19 protein-coding genes and 2 pseudogenes are annotated in these 19,896 nt (G+C 71.8%); 15 read left to right on the top strand and 6 right to left on the bottom strand.

Annotation, left to right across the window (positions count from 1 at the left end; genetic code table 11):
* The first annotated feature begins 116 nt into the window (after window positions 1–116).
* Window positions 117–671, top strand: coding sequence for a GNAT family N-acetyltransferase (locus QRN89_RS04145; RefSeq protein WP_290347984.1), 555 nt, complete (start codon window positions 117–119; stop codon window positions 669–671).
* Between the two features lie 65 nt (window positions 672–736).
* Here the strand turns inward: QRN89_RS04145 and QRN89_RS04140 are convergent, their stop codons facing one another.
* Window positions 737–1,420 carry a glycerophosphodiester phosphodiesterase gene (locus QRN89_RS04140; protein ID WP_290347983.1) on the bottom strand — a complete coding sequence of 228 codons (684 nt, stop codon included), beginning with the start codon at window positions 1,418–1,420 and terminating at the stop codon, window positions 737–739.
* Window positions 1,421–1,837: 417 nt separating this feature from the next.
* Between QRN89_RS04140 and QRN89_RS04135 the strand changes: the two genes are divergently transcribed.
* The 5 genes and pseudogenes from QRN89_RS04135 to QRN89_RS04115 all read left to right on the top strand — a co-directional run bounded on the left by QRN89_RS04135 (window position 1,838) and on the right by QRN89_RS04115 (window position 6,497).
* Window positions 1,838–3,232 carry a DUF6421 family protein gene (locus tag QRN89_RS04135; RefSeq protein ID WP_290347982.1) on the top strand — a complete coding sequence of 465 codons (1,395 nt, stop codon included), beginning with the start codon at window positions 1,838–1,840 and terminating at the stop codon, window positions 3,230–3,232.
* 26 nt (window positions 3,233–3,258) lie between these two features.
* On the top strand, window positions 3,259–4,014 hold the full coding sequence (locus QRN89_RS04130) for an SDR family NAD(P)-dependent oxidoreductase (RefSeq protein WP_093654576.1): 756 nt from the start codon (window positions 3,259–3,261) through the stop codon (window positions 4,012–4,014).
* The gene (locus tag QRN89_RS04125) at window positions 4,011–5,081 is read left to right on the top strand and encodes a threonine aldolase family protein (protein WP_384140086.1); all 1,071 of its coding nucleotides are present in this window, start codon (window positions 4,011–4,013) and stop codon (window positions 5,079–5,081) included. The genes QRN89_RS04130 and QRN89_RS04125 overlap by 4 nt, the downstream gene beginning before the upstream one ends.
* Window positions 5,082–5,211: 130 nt before the next feature.
* Window positions 5,212–5,761, top strand: a pseudogene (locus QRN89_RS04120) (transglutaminase domain-containing protein).
* A gap of 46 nt (window positions 5,762–5,807) precedes the next feature.
* A complete protein-coding gene (locus QRN89_RS04115) occupies window positions 5,808–6,497 on the top strand; it encodes a B3/B4 domain-containing protein (RefSeq protein WP_290347980.1) in 690 nt (229 codons plus the stop codon).
* Between the two features lie 100 nt (window positions 6,498–6,597).
* On the opposite strand, the gene QRN89_RS04110 is transcribed toward QRN89_RS04115, so the two are convergent.
* Together QRN89_RS04110 and QRN89_RS04105 are read right to left on the bottom strand one after the other, a co-directional pair.
* Window positions 6,598–7,320, bottom strand: coding sequence for a lysophospholipid acyltransferase family protein (locus tag QRN89_RS04110; RefSeq protein ID WP_290347979.1), 723 nt, complete (start codon window positions 7,318–7,320; stop codon window positions 6,598–6,600).
* A gap of 208 nt (window positions 7,321–7,528) precedes the next feature.
* Window positions 7,529–7,948, bottom strand: a complete 420-nt coding sequence (locus QRN89_RS04105) for a DUF4395 domain-containing protein (RefSeq protein ID WP_290347978.1) — start codon at window positions 7,946–7,948, stop codon at window positions 7,529–7,531.
* Window positions 7,949–8,025: 77 nt separating this feature from the next.
* Here QRN89_RS04105 and QRN89_RS04100 point away from each other — a divergent pair, with 77 nt between their 5' ends.
* The 5 genes from QRN89_RS04100 to QRN89_RS04080 all read left to right on the top strand — a co-directional run bounded on the left by QRN89_RS04100 (window position 8,026) and on the right by QRN89_RS04080 (window position 12,633).
* Entirely contained in the window at window positions 8,026–8,439 is a 414-nt protein-coding gene (locus QRN89_RS04100) for a TlpA family protein disulfide reductase (RefSeq protein ID WP_290347977.1), read from the top strand.
* Window positions 8,440–8,670: 231 nt separating this feature from the next.
* On the top strand, window positions 8,671–9,177 hold the full coding sequence (locus tag QRN89_RS04095; RefSeq protein WP_290347976.1) for a flavin reductase family protein: 507 nt from the start codon (window positions 8,671–8,673) through the stop codon (window positions 9,175–9,177).
* A gap of 189 nt (window positions 9,178–9,366) precedes the next feature.
* Window positions 9,367–10,152 carry an electron transfer flavoprotein subunit beta/FixA family protein gene (locus QRN89_RS04090; protein ID WP_290347975.1) on the top strand — a complete coding sequence of 262 codons (786 nt, stop codon included), beginning with the start codon at window positions 9,367–9,369 and terminating at the stop codon, window positions 10,150–10,152.
* 58 nt (window positions 10,153–10,210) lie between these two features.
* Window positions 10,211–11,185: an electron transfer flavoprotein subunit alpha/FixB family protein gene (locus QRN89_RS04085; protein WP_290347974.1), complete on the top strand. Its 975-nt coding sequence runs from the start codon at window positions 10,211–10,213 to the stop codon at window positions 11,183–11,185.
* A 158-nt stretch (window positions 11,186–11,343) separates the two neighbouring features.
* On the top strand, window positions 11,344–12,633 hold the full coding sequence (locus QRN89_RS04080) for a DUF6986 family protein (RefSeq protein ID WP_290347973.1): 1,290 nt from the start codon (window positions 11,344–11,346) through the stop codon (window positions 12,631–12,633).
* Between the two features lie 414 nt (window positions 12,634–13,047).
* On the opposite strand, the gene QRN89_RS04075 is transcribed toward QRN89_RS04080, so the two are convergent.
* The gene (locus QRN89_RS04075) at window positions 13,048–14,031 is read right to left on the bottom strand and encodes a LacI family DNA-binding transcriptional regulator (RefSeq protein ID WP_290353563.1); all 984 of its coding nucleotides are present in this window, start codon (window positions 14,029–14,031) and stop codon (window positions 13,048–13,050) included.
* A 228-nt stretch (window positions 14,032–14,259) separates the two neighbouring features.
* On the opposite strand from QRN89_RS04075, the gene QRN89_RS04070 reads away from it, so the two are divergent.
* The gene (locus tag QRN89_RS04070; protein WP_290347972.1) at window positions 14,260–15,219 is read left to right on the top strand and encodes an ROK family protein; all 960 of its coding nucleotides are present in this window, start codon (window positions 14,260–14,262) and stop codon (window positions 15,217–15,219) included.
* 348 nt (window positions 15,220–15,567) lie between these two features.
* Here QRN89_RS04070 and QRN89_RS04065 read toward each other — a convergent pair whose 3' ends face one another.
* The gene (locus tag QRN89_RS04065; protein ID WP_290347971.1) at window positions 15,568–16,473 is read right to left on the bottom strand and encodes a DUF4394 domain-containing protein; all 906 of its coding nucleotides are present in this window, start codon (window positions 16,471–16,473) and stop codon (window positions 15,568–15,570) included.
* 366 nt (window positions 16,474–16,839) lie between these two features.
* Between QRN89_RS04065 and QRN89_RS35775 the strand changes: the two are divergent.
* Window positions 16,840–17,342 (top strand): annotated as a pseudogene (locus tag QRN89_RS35775) (DUF6924 domain-containing protein).
* A 218-nt stretch (window positions 17,343–17,560) separates the two neighbouring features.
* A complete protein-coding gene (locus QRN89_RS04055) occupies window positions 17,561–18,493 on the top strand; it encodes a peptidoglycan recognition protein family protein (protein WP_290347969.1) in 933 nt (310 codons plus the stop codon).
* 15 nt (window positions 18,494–18,508) lie between these two features.
* Here QRN89_RS04055 and QRN89_RS04050 read toward each other — a convergent pair whose 3' ends face one another.
* Complete coding sequence (locus QRN89_RS04050) at window positions 18,509–18,682, bottom strand: DUF8839 family protein (RefSeq protein WP_290347968.1); 174 nt, start codon at window positions 18,680–18,682, stop codon at window positions 18,509–18,511.
* A gap of 153 nt (window positions 18,683–18,835) precedes the next feature.
* Here QRN89_RS04050 and QRN89_RS04045 point away from each other — a divergent pair, with 153 nt between their 5' ends.
* Window positions 18,836–19,870 carry an NUDIX hydrolase gene (locus QRN89_RS04045; RefSeq protein WP_290347967.1) on the top strand — a complete coding sequence of 345 codons (1,035 nt, stop codon included), beginning with the start codon at window positions 18,836–18,838 and terminating at the stop codon, window positions 19,868–19,870.
* Window positions 19,871–19,896 lie beyond the last annotated feature (26 nt).

The following is a 19,896-nucleotide window of genomic DNA, read 5'->3' as shown; positions in this document are numbered from 1 at the left end:
TCCACGGTAGACCGCGGGTGCGCCGCGCTAAGGTCGGGCGGAGCGCGCGTCCGCGCCCGCCGGTGCGCCCCTCGCACCGGCGGGCGCCTGCGAAGAGGAGAACGGAGACCCGCCCCATGGAGACCGCACCGCCCCGGGACCCGGCGCAGCTGTCCTACCGCGACGCGACCGCGTCCGACGTGCCCGCACTGGTCGAGCTGATCGAGTCGGCCTACCGCGGGGACTCCAGCCGGACCGGCTGGACCACCGAGGCGGACATCCTGGACGGGCAGCGCACCGACCCGGAGGGCGTGCGCCAGGTGATCGGGGCGCCCGGCAGCAGACTGCTGGTGGTGGAGCGCGACGGGGAGCTCGTCGCCTGCTGCCAGCTCGAACACCGGGGCGACGCGGCGTACTTCGGCATGTTCGCGGTGCGCCCCGGGCTCCAGGGCGGCGGACTCGGCCGCCTGGTCATCGCCGAGGCGGAGCGTCTCGTGGGAGAGGCCTGGGGCGTCTCCGAGATGCACATGACGGTGATCTCGGTGCGCGAGGAACTCATCGCCTGGTACGAGCGGCGCGGGTACCGCCGTACGGGACGGATGACCCCGTTCCCGTACGGCGACGAGCGCTTCGGCGTTCCGCGCCGCGACGACCTGCAGTTCGAACTGCTGGTGAAGCACCTGGACCGGTAGGTCTCCGGGATCCGGCCCCCTGACCTGCCGACCGGTCGCCGGCCGGGCGGGCGCCGCCGGGACCGTCAGGCCGTGAAGCGGCCGGTGCGCCGGATCTCGGGGAAGTCGGTGGTCGCGCCGTCGAGTTCGAGGGCGCGCACGAGCCGCAGGTGCTCCTGGGTGTTGACGACCCAGCCGATGACCCGGAGCCCCTCGTCGTGGGCGCGCTCCACCGTCTCGAGGGTCAGCCTGCGGATGTTCAGCGCCAGCGTCGGGGCGCCGACGGCCTGGGCGCGCTCCACGATGTCGCTGCCCCAGCGGCTCGCGACGAGGGCCGTGCGCACGCCGGGCACCAGGGCGGCGATCTCCCTGACGGCGTCGTCCTGGAACGACGTGACCTCGATCCGCTCCACCAGGTCGCGCTTGACCATGACGTCCGCGAGAACCCGTGCGGCGGCCGCGTCCTTGATCTCGACCTGGAGCGGCGCGCTCACCGCGTCCAGGACCTCCTCGAGGACCGGGATGCGCTCGCCCTGACCGGCGTCCAGTTCCCGCAGCTCGGCGAGGGTCTTCTCGGCGATCGGCCCGGTGCCGTCGGTCGTCCGGTCCACGTCGGCGTCGTGCATGACGACCAGCGCGCCGTCCTTGCTGAGATGGAGATCCAGTTCGATCGCGTCCATACCCGCCCGCTCCGCCCGGGCGAAGGAACGCAGGGTGTTCTCCGGTTCGACACCCATGACCCCGCGATGACCGATGGTGAGGAAACTCAAGATCTTCTCGCTTCCGTCGATGTGTCGGGCTCGGGCCGTTCTTGTTGCGGCTCCCACGCGGGGGCTCCTGCCCCCGCGCGGCACGGCCGCAGCCTAGTGGCCCCCGCCTCGGCCGTACCCGGTCGTGCATGAGGTCCCGGGCTTGGGGGAACGCGTCCTTCCGGCACTGCGCCCCGTGGCGGGCTCACCCGCGCGTGGGCGAGTCCCCCGGGCCTTGACGACGCCCGGGCCGACACCGGTCCGGCGGTGCCCGCTGCCCGGATTGCCGCAGTCATCGTCCCGAATGGCCTAAGTCACAGAAAAATCTGCGGTGACCATGGGGGTAGGGCAGGATAATTTCCCAGGGTTCCCCTTGTACGGGAGAACCGGGCATGGATACGGTGTCTTGACGCGAGGTTCTCCCGTGGAGGAAGTGACATGACGGAAATTCTTGTGCAGAACGCTGCGACGGACGCGGCGACGACCATGGCGGTGGTCGAGCATCCTGCGTGGCTGACGCTCAAGGACGCCGTCGAGGAGATCAGGCCCTGGCAGTCCAAGGACGGCTCCATCGACTTCGACGCCGAGGGCGCCCCGGTGCGCGCCGCCGCCGAGTACGCGATCGAGCGCGTGACCGCCGCCGTGGAGGAGCTCTCCCCGCTGCTTCCGCACGACGCCGCGTACCACCGCGCGCTCGTCGCCGATCTGCGCAAGTGGGCCGACAGCGCCTTCGACGTGCCGGACTTCCTCGACTCGCTGCTGGCCTTCCAGCCCGCCGCCGAGCGCGTGGACGGCCTCCAGCACCTGGTGGTCTTCCCCATGTACACGCAGAACGGCAACCCGGACCGCAACCTCGAGGCCGTCGTCCTGCGGATGGTCTGGCCCGACTGGCTGGCCGAGCTGGAGGCGACCCGCTACGACAACCCGCTCTTCTGCGGGATCACCTTCGAGGACTTCACCGCCGGCTACGACACCCACTCGGCGGTCCTGTTCCCCGAGACCATAGCCGTGCGCGAGGCCCCCGAGCGGTTCAGCTGGGGCGGCATCTTCTGCGACCGCGAGGCCGCCCGCTTCCGCCGGGTGACCGAGGCCGCGGTGGACATCCTCTCCATCGACCTCCCCGAGGACGTCGCCTCGATGGTCCACGACCAGGAGCGCTGCGAGAAGGCCTTCGTCCTGTGGGACATGATCCACGACCGCACCCACAGCCACGGCGACCTGCCGTTCGACCCCTTCATGATCAAGCAGCGCCAGCCGTTCTGGATGTACGGACTGGAGGAGCTGCGCTGCGACCTCACCGCCTTCAAGGAGGCCGTGAAGCTGGAGGCCGAGGGCAACGTGCACGGCCGTGACGTCCAGTACGCGGTGCTGTTCGACCGGATGTTCCGCTTCCCCGTCTCGGGCGACCGGGTGCGCAACTACGACGGCCTCGGCGGCCAGCTGCTCTTCGCGTACCTCCACAAGCACGACGTCGTGCGCTGGACGGACAACACGCTGAGGATCGACTGGGAGCGGGCCCCGCAGGTCACCAACCAGCTCTGCGCCGAGATCGAGACGCTGTACCGCGACGGCATCGACCGGCCGAAGCTCGTCCACTGGTTCAAGGCGTACGAGCTGGTCTCCACCTACCTCGCTCCGCACCCGGGCTCCCGCTGGGCGAAGGGCCCCGACGCCCTGGACCTGAGCCAGCCGCCGCGCAAGCTGGTGGACGACGTGCTTCCGGACGAGTTTCCGCTCAGCATGTTCTTTGAGGCGCTCTCCAAGAAGCTGAAGGGCGTGATCGCTTCCACCAAGGGCATCACGGCCCGGTCCGCCGAGCGAGTCGCCGCGTGAGCTCTCGTACGGAGGAGACCAGCACCATGAATGCGAACGGCAACGGGGCCCTCGACGGTGCGGTGATCGCGGTCGCCGGCGCGGCGGGCCCGGCGGGTCGCGCCGCCCTGCTCCGCCTCGCCGAGGCGGGTGCGATCGTCGTGGCGTCGGACGCGGACACCGAGCGGCTGGCCCAGGCGGTCGACGAGGCGCGGTACGCGCACGGCGGTGCGACCGTCACGGGCGACACCGTCGACCTGCTCGACCCCACCGCGACCCGGGAGTGGGCCGCCCAGACCGAGAAGGAGTTCGGCCGTGTCGACGGCCTCGTCCATCTCGTCGGCGGCTGGCGCGGCAGTGCCACCTTCGGTGAGACCGACCTGAGCGACTGGCAGCTCCTCGAGAAGCTGCTGATCCGCACGGTCCAGAACACCTCGCTCGCGTTCCACGAGGCGCTCAAGCGGAGCGACAGGGGCCGCTTCGTACTGGTCAGCCAGTCCGGGGCCGCGAAGCCCACCGAGGGCAACGCCGCCTACGCGGCCGCCAAGGCGGCGGCGGAGGCCTGGACCCTGGCGCTCGGGGACTCGTTCAGGAAGGCTGGGGGCGAGGAGGGCCCGCGTGCCGCGGCTGCCATCCTGATCATCAAGGCGCTCGTGCACGACGCGATGCGCGCCGAGCGCCCGAACGCCAAGTTCGCGGGCTTCACGGACGTCAAGGAACTGGCCGAGGCCATTGCCGGAGTCTGGGACCGGCCCGCCCCGGAAGTGAATGGACAGCGCCTGTGGCTGACCCCCGAGCCGTGATCCCGACGAGAACCGACGCCCGCCGGCACCACGACCCCGACGTACGGGGCTTCGCCAGCGACAACTACGCGGGCGCGCACCCGGAGGTGATGGCCGCCCTCGCCCTGGCCAACGGCGGCCACCAGGTCGCCTACGGCGAGGACGACTACACGGACCACCTCCAGCGGATCATGCACAGCCACTTCGGCTCCGGCGCCGAGGCGTTCCCCGTCTTCAACGGCACCGGCGCCAACGTCACCGCGCTGCAGGCGCTCACCGACCGGTGGGGCGCGGTCGTCTGCGCCGAGAGCGCCCACATCAACGTGGACGAGGGCGGCGCCCCCGAGCGGATGGGCGGGCTGAAGCTGCTGACCGTGCCGACTCCGGACGGCAAGCTCACCCCGGAGCTGATCGACCGGCAGGCGTGGGGCTGGGAGGACGAGCACCGCGCCATGCCGCAGGTCGTCTCGATCACCCAGAACACCGAGCTGGGCACGGTCTACACGGTGGACGAGATCCGGGCGATCGTCGAACACGCCCACGGGCTGGGCATGAAGGTCCATCTCGACGGTGCGCGGATAGCCAACGCCGCGGCGTCGCTGGACGTGCCGATGCGCGCGTTCACCAACGCCGTCGGCGTGGACGTCCTCTCCTATGGCGGCACCAAGAACGGCATGCTCTTCGGCGAGGCCGTGGTCGTGCTCAATCCGGACGCCGTCAGCCACATGAAGCATCTGCGCAAGATGTCGATGCAGCTGGCCTCGAAGATGCGCTTCGTCTCGGTGCAGTTGGAGGCGCTGCTCGCCAAGGACCTGTGGCTGCGCAACGCGCGGCACTCCAACGCCATGGCCCAGCGGCTGGCCGAGGGCGTCCGGGCGGTGGACGGGGTGGAGATCCTCTACCCCGTCCAGGCCAACGCGGTCTTCGCCCGGCTGCCGCAGGACGTGAGCCGCCGGCTCCAGAAGCGCTTCCGCTTCTACTTCTGGGACGAGGCGGCCGGCGACGTCCGCTGGATGTGCTCGTTCGACACCCGCGAGGACGACGTGGACGCCTTCGTCCTCGCGCTGAAGGAAGAGATGGCGCGCTGACCGATCTGTCGGGGCACTGACCCCAGGCGCCGCGTGGGTATGCGCTCGGTCGGGAGTTCATTGACTCTCGACCGGGCGCGTTCCTGTGCTCGCGCGCCAGGGCGCTGATCCAGCAGGCCCCCGGAACGGAATCTCCGCCCATCTCGCCGCCGATGATGCCATCGATCATGAGCATCCGCTGGTGCGCGAGACGTCCGCTCGCCTTCGCTCGGGCGCCGGTGATGCACATGAACACGCCAGAGCCGCCTTTGAGTTCGTCCGCGACGCCATCCCGCACTCGATCGACGCGGACGACCTCCGGGTCACCTGGCGGGCGTCCGACGCCATCGAGCAGCGGACCGGAATCTGCTGCGCCAAGGCGCACGCCCTGGCCGCGCTGCTGCGGGCCGGAGCCCTCCCCGCCGCGCTCTGCTACCAGAAGCTCGACGTCGTGCACGGGCTCGTCGCGGTCCGGATGCCGGTGGGCGGACCTGGCACCGCCGGGATCCGCGCGGCAACAGGCCGGGCGTGGGCGCCCGGTTCCCGCCGGGCCGGGAGCGGCCGGCTTTCACGCCCGACCCTGAGTCCAATGAGATGGACTATTCAGTCCTGTATGATGTACCGCACTCCAGGTGCTGAAGGCCCTCCGGTCCGCGTGGGACCGGCACTCCCTCGCGGCGTGTCCGCCCACCGCGCTCTGAGGGCCGTCCGCAGCACGCGCCGCAGCACTCCCAGGCAAGGACGCCCATGCCTCTCACGCTCACCGTCTCCGACGAGGTCCACGGCCTCGTCCCCGGATTCGCCCCACTCGTCGTCGAGGCCCAGGGGCTGGTCAACGGCCCCAGCGACGAGGCGAGTTCGGCGCTCCTCGACGACGCGGCCGACCGCGTCGCGGAACGTCTTGGCGGCCGCGCCCCGCACGAGGACCCGCACATGGCGGCCTGGCGTGCCGCCTACTGCGCCTTCGGGGCCAAGCCGTCCCGTACCCGCAACTCCGCCGAGGCCCTCGCCAGGCGTGCGCTGTCCGGCGCCGGGCTGCCCCGGATCAATCGCCTCGTCGACGCCTACAACGCGCTCAGCGTGGCCCGTCTGATCCCGGTCGGCGGCGAGGACGCGGACCGGATCCGGGGCGGAATGCGCCTGGTGCGCGCCACCGGCCGGGAGCCGTTCGTCACCGTCGCCGGGGGCGAGGAGAGTGTGGAGCACCCCGAACCGGGCGAGATCGTGTGGTGCGACGAGGAGGGCGTCACCTGCCGCCGCTGGAACTGGCGCCAGGGCCCCCGGACCCGGCTCACCGAGGAGTCCGTCAACGCCCTCTTCCTGCTGGAGTCCCTTGCCCCGATGACCGCCGGGGAACTCGACGCGGCGGGCGCGGAGCTCGCCGCGTCACTGGAGAAGCTCAGCCCGGGAGCCCGGATCACGATCCGTACGCTCTGACGAGGCGTCCCGCGGGGCCCCTCGTGCTCGGCTGCCACGGTCCGTCCGCTCCCGGCGCCACGGCGGGGCCGGTACGGAGGACGGGAGTGGCGCGAGCCGCTCAGTGGGCCTCGCGGACCTCCGCGGGCGTCGGGGCCGTGCCCCCGAGGTGCGCGGGCACCCACCATGTGTCGGAGGCGTCCTTCGGGCGCACCGGATAGGCACGCTGCGCCGACTCCAGCAGTTCCTGCACCCGCTCCCGCAGTCGGCGGGTGATCGCCCCGGCGTACTGGTCCGTCGGCGCCTCCATGGGCTCCCCGACGCGGATCGTCACCGGGATGTGGTTGCGCCGGAGGTTCTTCGGCCGGCCCTTGGTCCACAGCCGCTGCGTGCCCCACAGGGCCATCGGGACGAGCGGCACACCGGCTTCCTGTGCGAGGCGCGCCGCGCCGGACTTGAAGCCCTTCAGCGTGAACGACTGGGAGATCGTGGCCTCCGGGAACACGCCGATCACCTCGCCCGCGCGCAGCGAGTCCAGCGCGTGTGCGTACGCCGCCTCGCCCTGCTTGCGGTCCACGGGGATGTGCTTCATGCCCCGCATCAGCGGCCCCGAGACCCGGTGCCGGAACACCGAGTCCTTCGCCATGAAACGCACCAGGCGCTTCTGCGGCAGCGCGGCCAGACCGGAGAAGATGAAGTCCAGGTAGCTGATGTGATTGCTCACCAGCACCGCGCCGCCGGAGCGCGGGATGTTCTCCGAACCCTGGTTGTCGATCTTCAGGTCGAGCGCCTTGAACATCGCGAGTGCGGCGCCGATGACCGGCCGGTAGACGAACTCTGCCATGTCGCGAGAGGCCCTTCCTTCTGTGTCCCGGGGAGGGGTCTCCCACCGGAAGTTACGCAGCCGTAGGTTTGCGGCATTGGGCAGATCGTGCCCCATGCGCGGCGCAACGGCCAGTCCTCGGCGCGTCGGACGGCGAGATTCTCGTCACGTCGTGTCACCTGCCACGCCGCGACGGTGTTCGTCGCGCCCCCTCCGGGCCCCCTTCCGCTCAGCCGCGAGCCGCCGTGGCGCGGCGCAGCAGCAGGTACGTCTCGCAGCCCAGGCAGTACGAGAAGACCGCGTTGAGGAACGCCGCCGCCAGTGCGCAGCCGGTGGCCGCCATGCCCAGCCACTCCGGCCCCCACAGGTACCCGGCGAGCCCCACCAGGGCGAAGACGAGCCCCACCCCCTGCGCGAATCGCGGAGGCGCGGGAGACTCGGTCTGCGTGACCGGGCCGAGCCGGGGCCGTACGAAGGCGCGGAACACCCAGCCGTACGGTGACCGCTGGGCGCCGGCCGCGGCGCCCATGGCGAAGCACAGCGCCTGCCAGGCCAGCAGTGCCCAGCCGGAGGTGACGAGGACGGCGGCGAGTACGGCGGTGGTGACGGCGGCGCCGAAGCGCGGCCCCCTGGCGTCGATGGTGTCCATGCCGCCCAGGATCCCCCGGGGGACACGGAGGCCGGGCGCGGGAATCATTGCGGTCCTGTGAACGCTGGAGGGAAACGATGACCGGACTTGTGGTGTGCGCGGCGGTCCTCGCGGTGGCGGGGGCCTTCGGACTGCTGCACCGCCGGACGAGCGGGAGGCCGAGGGTGCGCGGGCGGGACATGGAACGCCGGCTCGGTGCGGCCGAACTGGGCGCGGAACTGGGGGAGAGGGCGACGCTCGTGCAGTTCTCCAGCGCGTTCTGCCAGCCCTGCCGGGCGACGCGGCGCACCCTGGCGGAAGTCGCGGACATGGTCGACGGGGTCGCCCACGTCGAGATCGACGCCGAGGAGCGGCTCGCGCTCGTACGCGAACTGGACATCCTGCGCACCCCCACCGTGCTGGTGCTCGACGCGCGGGGCCGGATCGTGCGGAGGGCATCGGGGCAGCCCCGCAAGGCGGATGTCATCGCGGCCCTCGGTGAGGCCGTCTGACGCCGGCCGTCTCGGCGACGGGCCGGTGACGGACCGTGACGCAGCTCCCATCTGTCCGGGCCCACTTGACTGCACGCACCGGCAATCGTCAGTCTGACGATGTGCCAACAGAACTCCTTCCCACCGGCCGGAAGCAGCACCGGAACGCCCCGGCCCACGACGCGAGCGCTCTCTGTCCGGGTGTCTGAGCCGCGACGACCCCGACCGATCCCCTCGCAGAAGGACCTCTCCATGGCGGCCACGCCCGGCCTCGGCACTCCCCGACTGGCCTCCCCCGACCTGCTGCGCTCCGTGTTCCGGCGCCATGCCGCAGGAGTCGCGGTCATCACCGCGCACGGTGATGGCCCCGTCGGGTTCACCGCGACCTCGCTGAGTTCCGTAGCGGCCGAGCCCCCACTGTTGTCGTTCGGCATCGGCACCGGCTCGTCCAGCTGGCAGGTCATCGCCGAGGCGGGGCACGTCGGGGTGCACATACTCTCCGAGGGCCAGCGCGACCTGGCCGCCACGTTCGCGCGCAGGGGCGCCGACAGGTTCGCCCCGCCCACCCGATGGCGTACCGGGCCCGAGGGTGTGCCGCTTCTGGACGGCGTGCTGGCGTGGCTGGTCTGCCGGGTCGTGGCCCGGGTGCCCGCGGGGGACCACCGGGTGGTGATCGCCGAGGCGGTGGCCGGGGACCCGGAGGGCGTCGGTCGGCCACTGCTGTACCACCAAGGCCGCTTCAACGCGTTGAGGGACTGAGAGATCCCGGTTACACAGCGTTGGCAAGGTCACAGTTCCAAGCGCTTGCTCACTGGGCAAGCAGTGGATGTACTGGCGAGTAATATTTCGTTCGGTGCGCCGGTCGCCCCGACCGGAAACCCCGCCTTCAGGCGCCTATGCTGCCTGCACAAGGCAGCTCAGTAATGACGATGCAGTAGGAGAGCCGGCGTGAGCTTGAGGATCGTTGTCTGTGTGAAGTACGTGCCCGACGCCACCGGCGACCGGCACTTCGCCGATGACCTGACCGTCGACCGCGACGATGTCGACGGCCTGCTGTCGGAGCTCGACGAGTACGCGGTCGAGCAGGCCCTGCAGATCGCCGATGAGGCGGACGACGCCGAGATCACCGTGCTGACCGTCGGGCCGGAGGACGCCAAGGACGCGCTGCGCAAGGCGCTGTCCATGGGTGCGGACAAGGCCGTCCACGTCGAGGACGACGATCTGCACGGCACCGACGTCATGGGCACGTCGCTGGTCCTGGCCAAGGCGATCGAGAAGACGGGTTACGACCTGGTCGTCTGCGGCATGGCCTCGACGGACGGCACCATGGGTGTGCTCCCGGCGGTCCTGGCCGAGCGGCTCGGCGTCCCGCAGGTGACGCTCCTGTCGGAGGTTTCCGTCGAGGGTGGCACCGTCAAGGGCCGCCGTGACGGCGACACCGCGTCGGAGCAGCTGGAGGCGTCCCTGCCGGCGGTCGTGTCCGTGACGGACCAGTCGGGCGAGGCTCGCTACCCGTCCTTCAAGGGCATCATGGCCGCCAAGAAGAAGCCGGTGGAGTCGCTGGACCTGTCCGACCTCGACATCGAGGCGGAGGAGGTCGGCCTGGAGGGTGCCTGGACCGCGGTGGACTCCGCGGCCGAGCGTCCGGCCCGCACCGCGGGCACGATCGTCAAGGACGAGGGCGAGGGCGGCAAGCAGCTCGCGGAGTACCTCGCGAGCCAGAAGTTCATCTGAGCTTCGGTCATCACCCCAACCGCCCCGCACACTTCGCAAGCAGGAGAGAAGAAGTCCCATGGCTGAAGTTCTCGTCTACGTCGACCACGTGGACGGCGCCGTCCGCAAGCCCACCCTGGAGCTGCTGACGCTGGCCCGCCGCGTCGGCGAGCCGGTCGCCGTCGCGCTCGGCTCTGGCGCCGAGGCCACCGCCGCCACCCTCGCCGAGCACGGCGCGGTGAAGGTCCTCACCGCCGACGCGCCCGAGTTCGCCGACTACCTGGTCGTACCCAAGGTGGACGCGCTGCAGGCCGCGTACGAGGCCGTGTCCGCCGGCGGCTCCCTGGCCGCGGTGCTGGTGCCGTCCTCCGCCGAGGGCAAGGAGATCGCGGCCCGTCTCGCGGTCCGCATCGGCTCCGGCATCATCACCGACGCCGTCGACCTGGAGGCCGGTGACGAGGGTCCGGTGGCCACGCAGTCCGCGTTCGCCGCCGCCTTCACCACCAAGTCCCGTGTCTCCAAGGGCACCCCGGTCATCACGGTGAAGCCGAACTCGGCGCCCGTGGAGGCCGCCCCGGCCGCCGGTGCGGTCGAGGCGCTGAACGTCACCTTCGGTGACAAGGCGACCGGCACCAAGGTCGTCTCCCGCACCCCGCGCGAGTCGACCGGCCGCCCCGAGCTGACCGAGGCCGCGATCGTGGTCTCCGGCGGCCGCGGCGTCAACGGCGCCGAGAACTTCTCGGTGATCGAGGCGCTCGCCGACTCGCTCGGCGCGGCCGTCGGCGCCTCCCGCGCCGCCGTGGACGCCGGCTGGTACCCCCACTCCAACCAGGTCGGCCAGACCGGCAAGAGCGTCTCCCCGCAGCTGTACATCGCCTCCGGCATCTCGGGAGCGATCCAGCACCGGGCCGGCATGCAGACCTCGAAGACGATCGTGGCGGTCAACAAGGACCCCGAGGCCCCGATCTTCGACCTGGTCGACTACGGCGTGGTCGGCGACCTGTTCGAGGTCGTCCCCCAGCTGACCGACGAGATCAAGACCCGCAAGGGCTGAGTCCGGCAGCACGCCCGTCCGGGGCCGCGCGGTGAACCCACCGCGCGGCCCCGCGGCGTTCCGGGGGACCATTGACGCAGGTCAGTCACCCCGATAGCTTCACCATGCGGAGTGTTGATTCCGTCAGGCGGAATGACGTGAGTGTGGAGGGTGCCGGAATGGGTCAGCAGGAGAAGGTGTCGACGAGCCTCGCCGGCGCGGTCAGCGAGGACATCAGCGCCTCCCTCGCGCCGGTGGACGCCGAGCTCGCCCGCCGGTACCCGGGAGACCCCGGCACCCGCCAGCCCGTCCACACCGTCTACGTCCCCGGTGACGCGTTCGACGCCGGAACCATCCGCTCCTGGGGCGACCAGGCGCTCGCCGCGCTGGACGAGCACGCGCCGGACGCCGCGACCCTCGCCCGGGTGCTCGGACTTCCCGACGACCTCGCGGAGCCCGTGTACAGCCGTGTGAGGGCCAAGCTGGAACGCGAGCCCGTGGAGGACCTCCGCGTCGACTTCGAGGACGGCTACCACGGCCGCGACGAGGACGCGGACGCCGCCCGGGCCGCCCGGCTGGTCTCCGAGGCGTACGCGGGCGGCACTGCGGCGCCGTACACGGGCATCCGCATGAAATGCATGGAGGTCGCCGTACGCGACCGGGGAATCCGCACCACCGACGTCTTCCTCACCGGCCTGATGGAGCACGGCGGCCTGCCCGGCGGGCTCGTCCTCACCTTGCCGAAGGTGACCTACCCGCAGCAGGTCACGGCCTTCGTCCGGCTCCTCGAGGCGTTCGAGAGGACGCACGGACTCGACGCCGGACGGATCGGCTTCGAGATCCAGATCGAGACCAGCCAGGCCATCCTCGCCGCCGACGGCACCGCGACCGTCGCCCGCATGATCGACGCCGCCGAGGGCCGCGCCACCGGGCTGCACTACGGCACCTTCGACTACAGCGCCTGTCTCGGCGTCAGCGCCGCCCACCAGGCCAGCGACCACCCCGCCGCCGACCACGCCAAGGCGATCATGCAGGTCGCCGCCGCCGGCACCGGCGTCCGTGTCTCGGACGGCTCCACCAACGTGCTGCCGGTCGGCGGCACCGACCACGTCCACGAGGCCTGGCGGCTCCACTACGGGCTGACGCGCCGTGCCCTGGCCCGTGCGTACTACCAGGGCTGGGACATGCACCCCGGCCACCTCCCGACCCGCTACGCCGCCGTGTTCGCGTTCTACCGCGAGGGCATGGAGGCCGCGGCAGCGCGGCTCGCCGCGTACGTCTCCCGGACCGAGGGCGACATCATGGACGAGCCCGCCACCGCGAAGGCGCTCAGCGGCTATCTGCTGCGCGGCCTGGACTGCGGTGCGCTCGACGACGCCGAGGTCGCGCGTCTCACCGGCCTCACCCGGGCCGAACTCGACGCGTTCGCCCGGCCGCGAAGGGGCGATCTGACGGCCACCGCGCAGTAGGGCGCCGCGCGGGGGTGCCCGGCCGGCCTGCTGTCGAGCAAGCGGGAGCACGCCAAATGGTGTTGGTCCCGGCGGTCTCCAAGGACGGGCGGTGTCAGGGGTGTCGGCGCCAGCGGATCGGCCGCGGGCGGAAGACGTCGACGAAGTGCCCCGCGCGCAGCGGCCGTTCCGACGCACCGCTCGCCGTCGGAAACGTGAAAGCGAGGAGGCCCGCACCTCCGGCGCGCCGTCCCGTGCCGGAACGCACCCCGCCCCGGTGGACGTCCGGTCATGCATTCCGGGCAGCCGCCGAGCACGCGCCGCCTACAACCGCCTGCAGACGCGCACAGGCACACGCGCACACGCCCACGGGCACACGCGCACGGCGCATACGTACACGTGCACATACGTACACGCGCGCACACGCGCACGCGCTCAGACGCCGGGCGGAGGCACCTCGCCCGAGCCGCGGGCCAGGAGCCTGGTCGTCAGTTCGACGCGGGCCGGCGCCTCCGACACCCCGTCCAGCCGGCGGAAGAGCCGTTCGGCGGCCGTGCGGCCGAGCGCGGCGGCGTCCTGGGCGATCACCGTGATGCCCAGCAGATCGGCGAGTTCGATGTCGTCGAACCCGACCAGCGCGACCGGGGTGTCCCGCCCCGCCAGCAGCCGTACCGCCGTGACCGTCACCCGGTTGTTGCCCGCGAAGACGGCGGTGACCGGCTCGGGACCGGACAGCATCTCCTCCGTGGCCGCCGTGACCCGCGCGGGGTCCGTCGAACCCAGCGCCACCCAGCGCTCGTCCACCGGCAGTCCGGCGTCCTCCATCGCGGCCCGGTAGCCGCGCAGTCGCTCCACGGCCGTGTGGATGCGCGGCTGGTCGCCGATGAACCCGATCCTCCGGTGGCCGTGCGCGATCAGATGCGCGACGCCCTCCCGGGCGCCGCCGAAGCTGTCGGAGAGCACGACGTCCGCGTCGATCCGGCCCGCAGGACGGTCCACGAACACCGTCGCCACGCCCGCCTTGATCTCGGGCTCCAGATAGCGGTGGTCGTGACCGGCGGGGATCACGATCAGCCCGTCCACCCTGCGGGCGCACAGCGCGAGCACCAGTTCCTGCTCGCGGTCGGGGTCCTCCGCGCTGGAGCCGTTGATCAGCAGGGCGCCGTGTGCCCGGGCCACCTCCTCGACGGCCCGGCTCAGCGGTCCGTAGAAGGGGTCGGCCAGATCCTCCAGGACCAGCCCGATTGACGCCGTACGGCCCTTTCGCAGGACACGCGCGCTGTCGTTGCGGCGGAAACCCAGCGCCTCGATGGCCTCCTGCACCCGGCGCTCGGTGTCCGGGGTGACGCCCGGCTCGCCGTTGACCACCCGCGATACCGTCTTCAGCCCGACTCCGGCGCGCGCGGCCACGTCCTTCATGGTGGGCCGGTTGCCGTAGCGGGTGTCGGTGCGGCGGGCGAACTCGGCCACGATGCGCTGTCCTGTCGTCGTCGGGAGTGCCCGTCCGGGCACCTGGCGGGTGTTGCTGCGGCCCGCTCCGGGGCTGTGCGAGGCTGTGGCGTCGAGCATAGGCCCTGGACAACGTTGTCAGGGGAATGGAGACTGGTCGGAGAAGCCGCTGTTCCGTCCCCGGGAGATCGCACACCGATGCATAACGACCTCGTCGCCGCGCTCGACATCGGCGGTACCAAGATCGCCGGTGCGCTGGTGGACGGCAGCGGCAGGATCCTCGTACGGGCGCAGCGGCCGACGCCGGCGCGGGAGGACGGCGAGACGGTGATGCGCGCGGTCGCTTCGGTCCTCGGCGAGCTCTGCGCCTCGCCGCTGTGGCTGCACGTCACCGCGGTGGGCATTGGCAGCGCGGGTCCGGTGGACGCTGCCGCCGGCACCGTCAGCCCGGTGAACGTCCCCGGCTGGCGCGGATTCCCGCTGGTGGACCGAGTGCGAACGGCCACCGGCGGGCTGCCGGTGGAACTGGTCGGCGACGGTGTCGCCATGACCGCGGCCGAGCACTGGCAGGGCGCCGCCCGCGGATACGACGACGCCCTGTGCATGGTCGTGTCCACCGGCGTCGGCGGCGGACTCGTGCTCGGCGGCAAGCTGCACCCGGGGCCCACCGGGAACGCCGGCCACATCGGCCACATCAGCGTGGAGCTCGACGGCGACCTCTGCCCGTGCGGGGGGCGCGGCTGCGTGGAGCGGATCGCGAGCGGCCCGAACATCGCCCGGCGGGCCCTCGAGGGCGGCTGGCGCCCCGGCCCGGACGGCGACGCCTCCGCGGCCGCGGTCGCCGCGGCCGCCGCCGCGGGCGACCCGGTCGCCCGCGCCTCCTTCGAGCGCGCCGCGCAGGCCCTGGCCGCGGGGATCGCCGCGACCGCGACGCTCGTCGAGATCCGTATCGCCGTGATCGGCGGGGGAGTGGTGGGTGCGGGCGAGGTCCTCCTCGCCCCCCTGCGCCGCGCGCTGCGGGACTACGCCACGCTCTCCTTCGTCCGGGGCCTCGTGGTGGCGCCGGCCCTGACGGGCACCGACGCGGGTCTCCTCGGCGCGGCAGCCGCGGTGTCGCCCGGCCCCCGGGGCGAGGCCGCGGCGACGACGGCGGGCTGAGTACCCGGACGCGCGACAGCCGCCGCGACGCCGAAGCGACGGTCACGGCCGGGGATTTCGGCTCCCCCCGGAAACGGGCTGAAGCGGCCGGCGACGAATCGCCGTCGCCCGGTGGAGAGGTGAGGTCCGGTTCGGGCGGGTGTGGGTCGTGCGGTGGTCGGTTGACGTCCGGTTCGGGCGGGGCACGCGTCGTACGGTATGCCCGGTTCCGGCGTACCCGGCGTACCCGGCGTACCCGGCGTACGCCTCGTGCGCACGGCCGTGCACCGGGCCCGGGGCATACGGCGGTGCTGTGCCGGAGGAACGCTCCGGCACAGCACCTGCGTCATACGCCTGGAATCGGCCGGATCAGTTTCCGTTGCCGTTGCCCGGCTTGCCGTTTCCGGGACCGTCACCGTTTCCGGGACCGTCGTTGTCGTCGTCGTCATCCTGGTTCTGCGTCAGGGGCACGGCGATGTCGACCACCTGGACCGGGAACGCCTGGCCGACCCTCGTGGCGTCACCGGTCAGCAGGTTGACCCGGTAGAAGCCGGTGGTCCCGCCGCTGGTCTGGAGCGAGGCGAAACCCTGGTTGGTGGCCTTGGCCGAGGAGTAGATGTCGAAACCGGCCGGAAGAGCGGCGTTGACACCCAGGTCGCCGGTGGACTCGAGGACGCCGGTGTTCGGCGGGGACACGACACCGACCTGGTCGCCGTTCGTGTCGATGACGAACAGCGTGGTGTCCGTGGTCGGGTCCGCGTCGTTGTTGGTGTAGGCCGCGCCGGTCACCCCGAGGATCGTGAGGTCGGTGTCCGTCTCCGTGTCCCCGGTCTCGACGTTGTGACGCAGGTTCTGACCCGTGTTGCTGAGGATCCGCAGCCGGTTGGCGGAAGCGCTGAAGTCCACAGCGAACTGGGCGCCTTCCAGAGCCACCTCGAGCCGGTGGAGGAGGGTGGCCACCGCGGTCTCCGCATTGATGGTGTACACGCCACCGGCGTTGCCGATGCCGTACAGACGGCCGTCCTGCACCCGGTAGTCGATGCCGACCAGCGTCGTGTCCTCCTGGAGCCCGGTGACGGCGCCGATCTCCGTGACGTCCTGGGGACGGTTGGCGCGGAACTGCACGAGCCTCTGGTCACTGGTCAGACCGGTCACGGTCAGACTGTTGCTGCCGCCGCCGTTCTCGTTGCCTCCATCGTCCAGGCCGACGGCGGTTGCCGGTGCGGCCGTGGCGATCGAGGCCGCGAGGGCAAGAGCGATAACTGCTGCACGCATAAGGTCTCCGAGATCTCTTCGGACGCCCCCATCCGATGAGGCGTCAACACGCCGACAATAAGCACGTAAATCACCGGATAGCTCTCTGAATAGACCCATAAGGCGTCGTCCGCTGCTCCGACCGAGGGACCCCGTTCGCCGGCGTGTCGGCCGCCCGTCGGGCGTGGCGAGGGCCGCGCACGTCCCGTGGGCCGCCCGGGTCGCGACGGCGTCCGGCCGGTCCGGAGGTCCTCTCCGTCCGCCGGTCCGGAGGTCCACTCCGGTCCGCTGAGCCGCACCGTCCGCCGGTCCGGCTGCCGCCCCACGGCTCGCGGTCACCCCGTGGTGCCGCGCGGCCCTCCACCCGACGGGTCCGCCGCCCATCGGATGCCCTCGGACCGGCGCGGACGAGGCGAGCCCGGTTCCGTCCGTACGGTGTACGCCGTCGGCCTGCATGCCGAGCGCCCTGGCCTCAGGACCGACTACCACGACGGCCAGGCGTGGCAGGACGTGCCGGCGGCGCTGATGGAGCACGACGCGCACGTCCACGTCATCGACGATCCGGCCTGGGCGGGGCAACCGCTGACGAGGTGCTGGCTGCCGTCCGCGCCGACGAGTACCCGGCCGTTGTCTTCCTCGCCTACCGGTCCACCGTGCGGGCCGAACACCACGCGCCGCCGACGGTCACCACGCTGACGCGCGAGGAGTGCGTGGACGATGAGGACTACGAGCAGCTGACCGAGTTCGGCCGCGCGTTCCGCACCACCCCCGCAGGGGTCCACGACGTCTTCGCAGACCCGAACTGGGGCAACCCGGGCTTCGAGGAGCGCGCGGCAGGGGCCCACGATGATCCGGAGGGGATCCAACGGTCCTTCCGAACAGCCGCCTGATGCAGCGCCACGTCATCGCCGGGCCACGCTCGGTTCGAGCAAGGGGGGATGTTCCGGGCGGACAGGGAGCGGCGCCCGGTGGGCCCGGCCGGGGATGGGGTCCGGGCGCGGCGTGACCACCGGCGCGCCCCCACCGCACCGAAAGGGCGCCCAACGGGGTTTCCCGGACCCCGGCCTGCGGCATCAGGATCATGGGCACGACAGAAGGAGGTGCACGCATGGCCTGGTACCCGGGTGCCACCACGTACGAGTTACAGCCCGAGTCGGACGGTCAGCCGGCCATCCGGCCGACCCAGTTCATCATGCACAGCATCGCGGCGCCGTGGACCGCACGGCGTATCTACGAGTACTGGCGGGACAGCTCCAGCCTGGAGTCGCACTTCGGTCTCGGCTACCGGGGAGACCTCGGCCAGTACATCGGCACCGAGACCCGGGCGGACGCCAACTACAAGGCGAACCGGCGTCCGGACGGCACCGGCGCGGTCAGCATCGAGACCGCTTCGAACCTGCAGCACACCGACCCGTGGACCGCCGAGCAGGTCGAGAAGCTGATCGCCCTCGGCTCCTGGCTGCACCACCGGCACGGCATCCCGCTCCGGGTCTGCCGCTCGGCCGCCGACCCCGGCTACGGCTACCACCGTCTGCACGCCGACTGGGCGGTGTCCGGCACCGCGTGCCCGGGCGACGCGCGGGTACGCCAGTTCAAGAACGTCGTCTTCCCCGGAATCGTCGCCCGTGCGACCGGACAGAGCCCGCCCCTGGAGGACCCCGACATGCCGTCCATGCTGAACGAGTCCAACACCGTGGACGTCGCGCTCCGTTCCGGCGTCTGGACGGGCCTGGCCTTCACCGACGCCGTCCTGCACTCCGGGCCCCGGCGCCACTCGACCCTGGTCCATCTGCTGTTCGCCGACAACACCCACAAGGAGGCGCGGATCGAGGGCCGGTTCTATCTCACCGACACCGCCGGCGGAAACCCGTCCGCGTATCTCGCCGTCACCAGGAAGGGGCCAGGCGGCCACCAGTTCCAGTGCGCCGCGGACGTACCCAAGGGCCGGCATCTGCGGTTCGAGGTCCGGGCGACCACCCCGGACGGCTCGTCGGTGCGGCTGCTCCACCGCGTCGTCTCGGGGCCGTACTGGGCCCTGTGATCCCGGGTGGCGGACTCAGCGTGACTCCGCCACCTGCTGCGGGATCACGACGAGGAACGCGTCCGTGTCCAGGTCCATGACCACCTCCGCCGGGACGCCTTCGTCCCGGCGCGCCCGCGCGAACTCCTCGGCCGGCCAACTCCCTCGCGGGCCACCGGCGGGAAACCTCTCCAGCACCGTTCGGCGCACCCCGCACCCCCTTGCTCGTCCCTGATGCCCAACGAAGTCCTGTCCGGATGTGTCACGGCCGGGCCCGCACGACGGGCGCGACACATCCGGAGTGACGTTTCCGTGGCAGGGTGTTGCGGGCAGTCCACAGGGGGCTACGGAGGAGGGGGAACCGTGATCGTCTGGATCAACGGTGCGTTCAGCGCGGGCAAGACGACCACTGCTCGCGAACTGATCGATCTGATCCCGAACAGCACGTTGTACGACCCCGAGGTGACCGGCGGAGCGGTGCGGGCCCTGTTGCCGCAGAAACGACTCGCCGAAGTGACGGACCACCAGGACCTGCCGATCTGGCGCCGGCTGGTCGTGGAGACCGCGGCCGCGCTGCTCGCCGAGGTCGGCGGGGTGCTGGTGGTCCCGATGACCCTGCTGAGGCAGGAGTACCGCGACGAGATCTTCGGCGGTCTCGCCGCGCGCCGGATCCCCGTCCGGCATGTGCTCCTCCGCCCGGACGAAACGATCCTGCGCTCGCGGATCGCCGCCCGTGAGGAGGCGGACACCCCCGGGGAGATCCCGGGGGAGGGCGACGCGTACGACCACATCGAGCGCTACCGCACCGCCCTCGGCTGGCTGAGCGCCGACGCCCACGTCGTCGACAGCTCCGGCCTCACGCCGAGGGAGACCGCGGAGACGGTGGCCGAGGCCGTCCGCTCCGGCGCGGCCGCGGTCAGCGACATCGTGCAGACGGCGGAACCGACGGCCGAGACCCTCGCCGCCGGGGTCCTGCTCTTCGACGAACAGGACCGGGTGCTCCTGGTCGACCCGACCTACAAACCCGGCTGGGAGTTCCCCGGCGGCGTCGTGGAGTCCGGCGAGGCCCCGGCGCGCGCCGGGATCCGGGAGGTCGCCGAGGAGATAGGGATCGAGCTCGACGCCGTGCCCCGGCTGCTCGTCGTCGACTGGGAGCCGCCCCGGCCACCCGGATACGGAGGGCTCCGGCTGCTCTTCGACGGAGGCCGGCTCACCGGCGACGACGCGGCGGCGCGGGTGAGCCTGCCCGGGGCCGAGCTGCGGGGCTGGCGTTTCGCGTCGGAGGAGGAAGCCGCCGGGATGCTGCCCCCGGTCCGCTACGAGCGGCTGCGGTGGGCCCTGCGGGCCCGGGAGCGCGGAACGGTGCTCAACCTGGAGGCCGGTGTACCCGTCGGCTGAGTGCGGTGCGTGAGCGTCCGGTGTGT

The organism is Streptomyces sp. HUAS CB01 (genome assembly GCF_030406905.1).
Taxonomy (GTDB): Bacteria; Actinomycetota; Actinomycetes; order Streptomycetales; family Streptomycetaceae; genus Streptomyces; species Streptomyces chengbuensis.
Note: the sequence above shows the minus strand (reverse complement) of the source record. Positions and strands in the feature narration are given on the sequence as shown.

Coding starts and splice junctions, on each gene's coding strand:
- QRN89_RS04135 (WP_290347982.1), top strand. CDS start 1,838: ATGACGGAAATTCTTGTGCAGAACGCTGCGACGGACGCGGCGACGACC.
- QRN89_RS04110 (WP_290347979.1), bottom strand. CDS start 7,320: ATGGCAGAGTTCGTCTACCGGCCGGTCATCGGCGCCGCACTCGCGATG.
- QRN89_RS04100 (WP_290347977.1), top strand. CDS start 8,026: ATGACCGGACTTGTGGTGTGCGCGGCGGTCCTCGCGGTGGCGGGGGCC.
- QRN89_RS04145 (WP_290347984.1), top strand. CDS start 117: ATGGAGACCGCACCGCCCCGGGACCCGGCGCAGCTGTCCTACCGCGAC.
- QRN89_RS04085 (WP_290347974.1), top strand. CDS start 10,211: ATGGCTGAAGTTCTCGTCTACGTCGACCACGTGGACGGCGCCGTCCGC.
- QRN89_RS04055 (WP_290347969.1), top strand. CDS start 17,561: ATGGCCTGGTACCCGGGTGCCACCACGTACGAGTTACAGCCCGAGTCG.
- QRN89_RS04095 (WP_290347976.1), top strand. CDS start 8,671: ATGGCGGCCACGCCCGGCCTCGGCACTCCCCGACTGGCCTCCCCCGAC.
- QRN89_RS04130 (WP_093654576.1), top strand. CDS start 3,259: ATGAATGCGAACGGCAACGGGGCCCTCGACGGTGCGGTGATCGCGGTC.
- QRN89_RS04105 (WP_290347978.1), bottom strand. CDS start 7,948: ATGGACACCATCGACGCCAGGGGGCCGCGCTTCGGCGCCGCCGTCACC.
- QRN89_RS04115 (WP_290347980.1), top strand. CDS start 5,808: ATGCCTCTCACGCTCACCGTCTCCGACGAGGTCCACGGCCTCGTCCCC.
- QRN89_RS04080 (WP_290347973.1), top strand. CDS start 11,344: ATGGGTCAGCAGGAGAAGGTGTCGACGAGCCTCGCCGGCGCGGTCAGC.
- QRN89_RS04075 (WP_290353563.1), bottom strand. CDS start 14,031: ATGAAGGACGTGGCCGCGCGCGCCGGAGTCGGGCTGAAGACGGTATCG.
- QRN89_RS04070 (WP_290347972.1), top strand. CDS start 14,260: ATGCATAACGACCTCGTCGCCGCGCTCGACATCGGCGGTACCAAGATC.
- QRN89_RS04065 (WP_290347971.1), bottom strand. CDS start 16,473: ATGCGTGCAGCAGTTATCGCTCTTGCCCTCGCGGCCTCGATCGCCACG.